This window comes from Xanthocytophaga flava (assembly GCF_030068545.1).
GTDB classification, from domain to species: Bacteria; Bacteroidota; Bacteroidia; order Cytophagales; family 172606-1; genus Xanthocytophaga; species Xanthocytophaga flava.
Genome location: NZ_JASJOR010000066.1, coordinates 1 through 8,888, shown reverse-complemented (window position 1 = coordinate 8,888; position 8,888 = coordinate 1). Strand labels below are relative to the sequence as shown.

At 37.7% G+C, this 8,888-nt stretch carries 11 protein-coding genes and 1 tRNA gene; 7 read left to right on the top strand and 5 right to left on the bottom strand.

Translation table 11 applies throughout. The features are described 5' to 3' along the window. Positions 1 to 749: 749 nt before the first annotated feature. Positions 750 to 1,319 carry an RNA polymerase sigma-70 factor gene (locus tag QNI15_RS38620; RefSeq protein ID WP_314005722.1) on the bottom strand — a complete coding sequence of 190 codons (570 nt, stop codon included), beginning with the start codon at positions 1,317 to 1,319 and terminating at the stop codon, positions 750 to 752. 268 nt (positions 1,320 to 1,587) lie between these two features. Between QNI15_RS38620 and QNI15_RS38615 the strand changes: the two genes are divergently transcribed. The 3 genes from QNI15_RS38615 to QNI15_RS38605 all read left to right on the top strand — a co-directional run bounded on the left by QNI15_RS38615 (position 1,588) and on the right by QNI15_RS38605 (position 3,352). Further along, complete coding sequence (locus QNI15_RS38615; RefSeq protein ID WP_314037517.1) at positions 1,588 to 2,022, top strand: DUF6896 domain-containing protein; 435 nt, start codon at positions 1,588 to 1,590, stop codon at positions 2,020 to 2,022. A 14-nt stretch (positions 2,023 to 2,036) separates the two neighbouring features. Next, entirely contained in the window at positions 2,037 to 2,474 is a 438-nt protein-coding gene (locus QNI15_RS38610) for a hypothetical protein (protein ID WP_314005728.1), read from the top strand. 275 nt (positions 2,475 to 2,749) lie between these two features. Beyond that, positions 2,750 to 3,352, top strand: a complete 603-nt coding sequence (locus QNI15_RS38605) for a hypothetical protein (RefSeq protein WP_314005731.1) — start codon at positions 2,750 to 2,752, stop codon at positions 3,350 to 3,352. A gap of 3 nt (positions 3,353 to 3,355) precedes the next feature. Here the strand turns inward: QNI15_RS38605 and QNI15_RS38600 are convergent, their stop codons facing one another. Both QNI15_RS38600 and QNI15_RS38595 read right to left on the bottom strand, forming a co-directional pair. Next, entirely contained in the window at positions 3,356 to 3,775 is a 420-nt protein-coding gene (locus tag QNI15_RS38600; protein ID WP_314037515.1) for a hypothetical protein, read from the bottom strand. A 248-nt stretch (positions 3,776 to 4,023) separates the two neighbouring features. Further along, on the bottom strand, positions 4,024 to 4,776 hold the full coding sequence (locus QNI15_RS38595; protein WP_314005738.1) for an SDR family NAD(P)-dependent oxidoreductase: 753 nt from the start codon (positions 4,774 to 4,776) through the stop codon (positions 4,024 to 4,026). A 95-nt stretch (positions 4,777 to 4,871) separates the two neighbouring features. Between QNI15_RS38595 and QNI15_RS38590 the strand changes: the two genes are divergently transcribed. Further along, positions 4,872 to 5,252 (top strand): winged helix-turn-helix transcriptional regulator, encoded by a 381-nt coding sequence (locus tag QNI15_RS38590; RefSeq protein ID WP_314037513.1) that lies wholly within the window; start codon positions 4,872 to 4,874, stop codon positions 5,250 to 5,252. A gap of 108 nt (positions 5,253 to 5,360) precedes the next feature. On the opposite strand, the gene QNI15_RS38585 is transcribed toward QNI15_RS38590, so the two are convergent. Together QNI15_RS38585 and QNI15_RS38580 are read right to left on the bottom strand one after the other, a co-directional pair. Then, positions 5,361 to 5,777 (bottom strand): hypothetical protein, encoded by a 417-nt coding sequence (locus QNI15_RS38585; RefSeq protein ID WP_314037507.1) that lies wholly within the window; start codon positions 5,775 to 5,777, stop codon positions 5,361 to 5,363. A gap of 89 nt (positions 5,778 to 5,866) precedes the next feature. Beyond that, a tRNA-Tyr gene (locus QNI15_RS38580) sits at positions 5,867 to 5,974 on the bottom strand. A 166-nt stretch (positions 5,975 to 6,140) separates the two neighbouring features. On the opposite strand from QNI15_RS38580, the gene QNI15_RS38575 reads away from it, so the two are divergent. The 3 genes from QNI15_RS38575 (at position 6,141) to QNI15_RS38565 (ending at position 8,535) form a co-directional block, all read left to right on the top strand. Continuing rightward, on the top strand, positions 6,141 to 6,527 hold the full coding sequence (locus QNI15_RS38575) for a hypothetical protein (RefSeq protein ID WP_314005746.1): 387 nt from the start codon (positions 6,141 to 6,143) through the stop codon (positions 6,525 to 6,527). Positions 6,528 to 7,437: 910 nt separating this feature from the next. Beyond that, positions 7,438 to 7,938, top strand: coding sequence for a hypothetical protein (locus QNI15_RS38570; protein WP_314005749.1), 501 nt, complete (start codon positions 7,438 to 7,440; stop codon positions 7,936 to 7,938). An 87-nt stretch (positions 7,939 to 8,025) separates the two neighbouring features. Beyond that, positions 8,026 to 8,535, top strand: a complete 510-nt coding sequence (locus QNI15_RS38565) for a hypothetical protein (RefSeq protein WP_314037506.1) — start codon at positions 8,026 to 8,028, stop codon at positions 8,533 to 8,535. Positions 8,536 to 8,888 lie beyond the last annotated feature (353 nt).

Below are 8,888 nucleotides of genomic sequence, written 5' to 3'. Positions count from 1 at the left end.
AAATACAAGATCCCTTGGCGACCAGGACGTACCTTCCCTAGACCCAGACAGAAAAGTTCCCGACGAAAATTTCCTACTCATAAACGATCTGGATTGTAAACAGTCCTTAAGTTGACAGCATTGAGCGTCCGCTCAATGCTGTCAAGGTAAGAAAACCACTCAAACTACCTCATCTGTCCTTCTGGAAGAATCTCGTGGCAAGACCGGCGGCCTCTGGATTTGGAGAAAATCTTTTCAGAAGTAAACATGGCTCTATTTGTCACACGTGTCCGCCATGGCAAGAAGATTCTTCATTTGTCTATTGTCACTTGCATTGCTCTTCCGCTAGCTCCTTCCTTTTTTGCTTGCTAGCATTTATACTTGTTTACAGTCCAGAATATTTCTCTTCCTACCACCTGTTACTTTTTTTGCTTGCCCAAAAATAGTAACCAAAAAAAGGGCACTTTTCTCCGATCCTTCCGCCCGCAAGGCCAAAGGCCAACCTCGCGGAGAAAAGATTGCCAACGCACCTACACCACCATCTATGATTGAAGTCGTATTTGCTCTCTTTGTGACATTTATTATCCTTTCTCAATGGCATTTTTTACTCAAAATTCGGGATGACTCATGTGTAGGTCCGAACGGACGTTCGAACCAGTGCTTTCTTTTTTAATCCTTCATTTCCAGAAAAGTTATGGGACATGATTAGGATCTTTTACCTGTAGCTAGAGAAATAAGTGCAGGTAAGCTGCTGACTAAGAGGGGATTATTTATCGGAGTAGAAATCCGAAGGAGAGTAGGAGGGAGATAAGTAAATTTTTTAACCTTTTCAGTGCTATTGTGATTTGTCCCTCTACTGTTTTAACGGAGATCTGTAGTTTAGCCGCAATTTCTTTATTAGAGAGTTTTTCGATTCGGCTCATCATAAAAATTTCTTTGCATTTTTCGGGTAAACTGTCAATCCCCTTTAACAATATTTCTTCCTGTTCCGCTGCGATGATCTTATCAAGGATAGGGTCCTGAATAAAAGGATTTTCCTTCCAGTCCGTTAATCTTCGCTGAGCGACTTTATTTTTCTCTATAAAATTATAACAGGCGTTCCGGACTGAATGGTAGAGATAGGTTTTTAAGGAGAAATTGATTTCAACCGAAGCGTGTTTTTCCCAAAACCGGATGAAAAATTCCTGTGTAATCTCCTTTGCCTCTTCCACATCTCCCACGTATTTCATTGCAAACAAGGTTAAAGGCCTGTAATACAAATGAAAGATCGTTTTAAAAGCTGCCTGATTGCCATCTTTTAGCTGCCGTATCAGATCTTCTTCAGTGTGAAAAGGGGTCAATAGGGTTTGGAATTAACGTTAGTGATCAGGGGAGGCAATAAAGATTGTTAAGTAAAGATAGTTATTGATTTGAAAAAATAGAAAGTGAAGCGTAAATTATAGCTAAAAACGTTCAAATGAATACACTTTATAGGAGAATTGTATAGCTGATTCTACACATTGTTTCTTCTGGAAAAACAGAGTTGAATCTTATGAAGGTGTATAAAAGAATTACATTTGCCTACCGGATTAGTACCACCTTAAATCACCATCTTTTAGATACAGCAGTATGAACATTTCAGATGAAGAGTTAAATCGCTTAGTAGATTGGATACAACTCTATATAAGTAAAGTAAAAGAAATAGATTCTACATTGAAGGAGAAATTTAAAACTACTAATCCTTTAGCAGATTGGTGTAGTAGAAAAGTCTCACAAGAAGGGGTGTTTGCTATTAATGGTAAAAGGGCTTTCTATTATTTTCATGGTATTGGCTGTCGTATTTCTATTGGAAAAGAACAAATAGATTTTAATTATGGTATAAATGGACGTATAGATGGTTTTGATCCATGGAGGATTTCTTTATTCTTACGTGATAAATCGGATGACCCACTCTCCACACTTTCGGAGGGAGAGATACAAAATCGTTTTGATCTACTGGAAGACAAAGATGTTATACAAAAAACAGCTAGATTCCCGGGTTGGCATTTATATTATTTTAAATAGTCTTATAATTCAGTATGGAAGAAATTAAGAGGGTAGTAGAGGTTGTAAAGCAGCAATGTGTGGTGAAAACTATTGCTGGAGGAGGAAATGGTTCAATAATTTTATTTGAAATAGGTGAGCCGGTTGTCTATATTTTATACATATACTGTACATGGCGTCTTGAGAAAGGAAATGAAGTTCTTTCTGGCTGGAATGAGTCTCCAGATCCGGAAACTGGTCATCTCACTTTAACTATTAATGCTTTAGAAGGTGACATAATTGAAGAAGTTAGCTTAAGCAATTTTTATGACCTGTCTATACATTTTAAAAGTAGCAAAAGACTTACTGTATTCTGTGATAGAACACCTAATCTGGAGGGAGACTACACTAACTGGTCTTTTTGTGACATACATACTAACAAATGTTATACAATAGATAAAAATTTTTCAGTTCAATTGGATACATATAATTGATGTTAAACTAATCCTATATTTCTTTTAATTTAAAAGAAATATAGGATTGGGTTTTAAGTGGTTGATTATTAGGGTTTTATTAATGTGGGCGCTATGTCATAGAATATAAGCATTTAAAAAAAAATATTCGAAATGTTACATTGAAAAGTTCAATCAATCATCTCTGATTCATTAGTATTTTGAGTTGACTTTCCTGGCTGGACAGACAATAATTTAATTTGTTGATCCTCACAGCAAAGCACAAACAGATCTACATACCTGTCTTTGTTTTAAATATGAGTAAAATTGTATTACTCCTGTTATACTTATTCTGTGCACTCACTAATAATCCGGTTCAGGCACAAGGAAAATTAAAAGTGAAATTAAAAAAGGATAAAGAGAATGCTCTACTGTATGCACTCTTAATTTATCAAGGAAAAATGATAGATAGCCTGGATATATCTTTGATCAATGGAAGTAGCTTAATTTACAAAGATAATTATGTATATATTTCAGAAAGACCTTCTCCTTTTAACATCCGAGCTGGCCATAAGTACCATTTTGATTTTATGAAGTATCAAATATCCTCTGATGGGTTTCACCTGATTAATAAGCTAATTATTTTTATTGATGATTGCCTTTTTAAGCAGGATTCTTATTCATTTGATACCATGTTGAGGAGAAATCCAGAGCTTTTCAATATTGGATTTGATAAGAAAGGATTGTTCTGGATACAATGTCGTATGGAACGAAAGAAAAATAGAAAGCTGATAGATCGTCCGATAAAAAAACAGATTCCATTTTCATCGCTTGTATTTGAAAATATTGCCAAAGAAGTTTGTTCAAATCTGAAGGCTTACTATACAACAGAGTGTCAGATTTGTAAAGAACAGAAATAGACTTTATTCAATCGCCATTTGGCGATCAATAAGAGTCCTGAGATTATCAGTATTATCAAATAGATTGTTATCAATTCTTACAACAGGGACTCCTACGCAAATTGGATTTTGGCTGATACGAGGAAATAGGATTTTGGCTCTGGTGTCTGGTGTATAAGACGCATAGTCCGGATCTGTTATTAGCTCTAAGTTTTTGATTTCCTCATATAAAGAATCAATAAATGCTTGATTCGTAATTTCTTTTGTTTTATAAACTTCTGTACTTTCAAATGTATCACATTCCGTACTGATAGGGGTTGTCATATTAAAATATGTATATTTAATGATGACCTTTTCTTCTTTTGAATGGCATGAGCACAGGATGAATAGTAGGCTAATAGCTACTGGTATATTAGGCGTATAGATAGTGAAGTTGTCTAACATGATTTTATAGAGCGTATTAAATAGTTGTGTCTGGTTGTATATCCCCCAACAGGCGAAATTGCAACTACCATAGGCGATTGAAGCTTTTAAAAATCAGGTTAGACAACTTCTCAGTTTTCTGGTATAAGTTACTATCACAAAGGAAAGACTTTACATCTCTAAAGTCAATAGGATGCAACTTAAACACTAACTGTATAGTAGTGGAAACGCACAAACAGGTGCTCAGTTTTTATACATTGTACCAAATGCTAAAAGGCATAATTACGCATGCCACCATCCACCACAGCTACTGTTCCAGTGACGTATCTGGCTCGCGGAGAGACAAGGAAAACGGCCATGTTAGCCATATCCTGCGGCTCACCGAAATCGCCCAACGGAATCGCTTGTTCTGCAAAGCGTTGTCGTTCCTCTCCCGGAAAATAGGGGCGGATGTTATTGGTATCAATCAAACCTGGCTGGAGGCAATTGACTCTGATGCCATACTTGCCTAGTTCACCCGCAAGTTGTTTTGACCAGGCTGTTACAGCTGCTTTGGCAATGGCTGATACATTCAGTTGACGTAGCTCATAGGTGCTGGTGAGGTTGAGAATTGCTCCCTGTTTTCGTTCTATAAAATGTGGTATAAGCAGATGCGTTAACTTGCGGTGTTGCTCAAAGTCAAGCGTCATGGCGGCAATCCAGTCTTCTTCCTGCCCGGTAAGTGGCACGGGTCTGCTACGGCCTGCATTGTTTATCAGAATATCTACCTGTCCTAAGTTATCTAACGCTGCTCTGGCTATTCGCTGAGGTGCTTCTTTATCTACAAAGTCTTGAACCAGTAAAACAGGTTCCGTACCTCCTGAAGCGATGATGTCTGATTTTAAATCGTTAAGCAACGCTTCGTTACGGGCAGTTGCCAGCACTTTCACTCCTTCAAGGGCAAGCTCTCTGGCAATGGCTCTGCCTATACCCTGACTTGCTCCACTTACAATAGCGGTTTTCTTGTTTAAATATAAGTCCATATTGCTGAAATTTTTGTTTTTTGCAATAGTAGGGCTTTGCGCGTATTTTTGATTTACCTGTAATGAATTGTGTGCTACTATAAAATTTGTAAGTAATGCCAGGCAGAAAAACAACCTCCACCTTTACCCGAAACGAGCAATGCATTATCAACTGCAACCTCACCTATGCAGTACATATACTCAGCGGTCGTTGGAAATTGTTAATTCTTGATAAACTCAAACAAAGACAGATGCGGTTTAGTGAATTAAAGAAGGAGTTTTCCTATATCTCTGAGCGTATGTTAACCTTGCAGTTGCAAGCAATGGAAGAGGATGGCCTTCTGAAGCGAACGGTCTATCCGGAAGTGCCGCCAAGGGTAGAATATGAACTTACGGAAATGGCTATTGAGCTGACTCCGATACTGGATCATCTGAGCCAATGGGCAGAAAAGAACCGAAAGAAAGAAGCTGCTCACACACAGGCACAACATCCTTAACAGGCATACAGAACAGGAACTATAGAAACATATCTTTAGCAGAATTACTTTGAATCTTATGAATAGTAAGTTTACATAAATGCATTTAGAGCATACATTACTAAATGATTATTCATACATTACTCTCCTGATAGTAGAAATGGCATTTACAAGCGAGATTCCTTCTGGCCCATTAGACATGGATATAGTCAAAGGTGGTTGAATATGCAGTTCTAAAATCAATAGAAAAGATGCGTCTAAATCTGTTTTAAACTCAGGATTGAATTTTACTTCCTTTATCTCTTCTACTCCTATAAAACGAACATGCTGATTGGTATCAAAAAGGATAAATCGTCTGGAAGATAAAAGAATAGATTCATTAGTAGCCGTTCTAAAGTAGTATATCAGAAACTCATCTGGTAACAAGTTAATTCGTTCCAATAAGTGTTCTATGTACACCTTATGGTGAGTTTTCTCATCTATCTGTAGTTGTGCTCTTCTGGCAGATATTCTTTTTAATGCTCTTTCTTTGCCTATGTAATGCATACATTTGATTTATCCTTTTACACTACTTGTGCCTATTACCTGACTAACTTCTCGCTTTATTTTCAGCTAATCTTACAGCAATTGTCAATAGGCTCAGGCAGGATTCGAACCTGCAGTACTACCCCGAATTTATATCCCGTTTGTGTGGAAGTACAGTTTACGGCAACGTTCTTATGGACACCATTCCACCTCTGAGCTGAGTAAATATAGCGATTTAGCAGGTTGATTTGTGCTATACATAAAATTAACTTTACACGAGTAATAGAGCAAGATTATAGTCTGTTGCTTGTAAGTTGTATATTCGCTATATTCTATTTGCCATTGTATACATTTCCATAGAAGGAAACAGATAGCTTATACAGCATGACAGAAAACGTTTATAATTCATTTGATGAGAATTTCTGTGTGTATCTGGAGTTTCATCTTACTGCGGCCTTTGAACTGTGTGAAGATGAAATATTGAGGTCATTCTGGTGTGATGGAGTGGCAGCAAAACCCTGGTACAAAGAGGAGGATAACCTGAACTATGTGGGATATGACGCAATCCAGAAAAACCGAAAAATAGTAACTGATGCATGGTTAGGTTCCAGTGGACAAGAAAGGTATGAAATGACAATTTTCTTAGGGGAAATGGCTTTGGCAAAACACAAAGCAGGAGAGGATTTGATTGCATGTGTGCCGGATCTGGACAATACAGAATGGATCTATATTGATCCGGATAATCGGGTTATTGAGATTACCCTACTATGAGAAGCTTGGCAAGAGCAGACTTCATTGCTCCTAAAAATAAATACCGAAAAAAAACGTATAAAACAATAAAATAGAAAAACCAAATACAAAAAATGCATTAACTCTCTATTCTTTATTTGGTGTTCTGGTTGGAGTATTTATGTTGCAATATTTTTTAGAGCTCCTGTTAAGTTTGCCAATGCCAGCTAGGCTCTAATTACTACTGGCTCACTTTAGAGAGAAGCCTACAGTGTTACCTGGAATGATTCAGTCCAGGGACTTATTGTAGCCAAACTCAATTGCAATCTTCACTATGAAAGACTATATCAGTTATGGTCAAAGAATTTACATCCAGACAATAAATAGGAACTCGATACAGTAAAAGCTGTAAAAGTCTTTTTAGATGGGTTACCTATCTGCGAATGTATTGTATACCCGAAATAGAACTGAATAAGCAGCCAATAATTAAAAACACAGTTTCTGAAAGAAATAGAGGCATTTTTGCTGCCATTTGGTTTTATACCGAATGAGGACTTATCTGTAAAGAATTAAATTGTTTACAATTGGCCTGAGATTCATACAAACAACACAGAAAGCATACAGATTTCCTGATTAAGAATATCCATTTGGCTTTACGTAAAAATCCGTTAGTGAGAAAAGTTTGTATTGTAACTCATATTTTCTCACTAAACAGGGCGACATAACAATACTTAGTACGTCTCGACGCCAGTAATCTTCTGGGGAATGCCCTATCAGAGTTGTATAAAGGGTTATTGACAGTCGTCTTTTGCAGACCATACCTTTGCAAAATGTAAAGATATCCATAAATGATATGTCTGGAGCATTGGCGGACTGCTAGTATATCTTCTTGGCCTCTGTAACGATTCTGTTTCATACGATTTGAACTCTATATATATATTCTGGTACACTTATGAAAAACCCAAAGACCACCGTAGCAACACCTCTACTCGTACTACTAAGCTGCCTGATATTTGCCGGATGCAATTATAGCAAAGGAGCCAAGAAAGACCTTCTTACAGGACTGTCATTCAACTACAATGGCTTTGTTGTACAAGATATGGCATTGGTAGATCCGGAAAATAATCGCATGACCGATAATAAAGTAAAGTTAAATTCAGAGATAGCCATAGTAGCGCTTGGGATAAATAATTATGGGCTTAAGGACGGCAAGGCTTTTCCAGGAATGAGTTTGTTGGTGACTGACACAAAGGGAACGCCAGTACTTAAGGCCGATGACTTGTTTTCAGGCGATCAGGGTCATCCGCCTGCAGATGCTACTGAACTACGTGGGAAGATTACCATTGCACAACCCATGGCAGCCGGTCAAACCTATCATGTTAAATTACGTATTTGGGACAAGGTGAAAGCCGATAATGAGCTGAATGCCGAAACCGACCTGGTTGTGCAATAAGTAATGATTTAGCTGGCCGGTATACCTGGAAAGGATGTCTGCTTCTGGAAATTCGGATTCTGAATTCAAGTTAGAATGGATAAACAGATGGAATATATATTTGTTGGAGATACCGGATTGCTTCGATTGGTGAAAGCAGAATGGAAGGGATACTGCATTAGATCAGTTGCAGATATCGAATACTGGATTAAGAAAACGAACCAAAAACCAGATGGTAACTCAGAAATAACCGCAACATTTATTATTGACTTAGAACATAATTTACTGATCAATGACAGACATTCCGAACATGTTGTCTGTGCTGCAGGAGAAAACGTATTGTCTGCAGGCGAAATAACATTTGAATTAGGTAAAAACAAATCATACCTCATTAGTCAAATCACCAATCAATCTACAGGTTATTGTCCTTCGCCTAAATCCTGGAGTGCAGTAAAATACGCCTTAGAAAAGGTTGGGATTCCATTTCCGGATTTTTTTACCGTTGCATTCGAATTCCGGATTTGTAGTACATGTGGTTGGATTAATGTAATCAAAGACAATTATTTTGTTTGCATCAATAGTGAATGTCAAAATCCATTATCTGCCCATGAAAATTGAGGTAGTCAAACTTATTTTGAGGGAATGAATTAGGCATTGAGGAGAGATACATAGCGAAGCTAAACAAAGGAGCTACAAAGAGAGTTGTGATACTTTTAACCACGAAAGTAGTGTAGGTGCTCAAACCGCCTCTGCAGTGAGGTTAGTCCCTTATCGTATCCCATATCTTTTCTGGAAATAAAGAAAGTCTCTGGCGCGGGTGTCCACCCGTGCCCACATTGAAAGTAGCGTCCGCTCAATGCTGTCAACTTAAGGACTGTTTACAATCCAGATCGTTTATGAGTAGGAAATTTTCGTCGGGAACTTTTCTGTCTGGGTCTAGGGAAGGTACGTCCTGGTCGCCAAGGGATCTT

Excerpts from the sequence above, each read along its gene's own strand:
- QNI15_RS38615 (WP_314037517.1), top strand. The coding sequence starts at position 1,588 with ATGAACATTTCAGATGAAGAGTTAAATCGCTTAGTAGATTGGATACAA.
- QNI15_RS38610 (WP_314005728.1), top strand. The coding sequence starts at position 2,037 with ATGGAAGAAATTAAGAGGGTAGTAGAGGTTGTAAAGCAGCAATGTGTG.
- QNI15_RS38605 (WP_314005731.1), top strand. The coding sequence starts at position 2,750 with ATGAGTAAAATTGTATTACTCCTGTTATACTTATTCTGTGCACTCACT.
- QNI15_RS38600 (WP_314037515.1), bottom strand. The coding sequence starts at position 3,775 with ATGTTAGACAACTTCACTATCTATACGCCTAATATACCAGTAGCTATT.
- QNI15_RS38595 (WP_314005738.1), bottom strand. The coding sequence starts at position 4,776 with ATGGACTTATATTTAAACAAGAAAACCGCTATTGTAAGTGGAGCAAGT.
- QNI15_RS38590 (WP_314037513.1), top strand. The coding sequence starts at position 4,872 with ATGCCAGGCAGAAAAACAACCTCCACCTTTACCCGAAACGAGCAATGC.
- QNI15_RS38585 (WP_314037507.1), bottom strand. The coding sequence starts at position 5,777 with ATGCATTACATAGGCAAAGAAAGAGCATTAAAAAGAATATCTGCCAGA.
- QNI15_RS38575 (WP_314005746.1), top strand. The coding sequence starts at position 6,141 with ATGACAGAAAACGTTTATAATTCATTTGATGAGAATTTCTGTGTGTAT.
- QNI15_RS38570 (WP_314005749.1), top strand. The coding sequence starts at position 7,438 with ATGAAAAACCCAAAGACCACCGTAGCAACACCTCTACTCGTACTACTA.
- QNI15_RS38565 (WP_314037506.1), top strand. The coding sequence starts at position 8,026 with ATGGAATATATATTTGTTGGAGATACCGGATTGCTTCGATTGGTGAAA.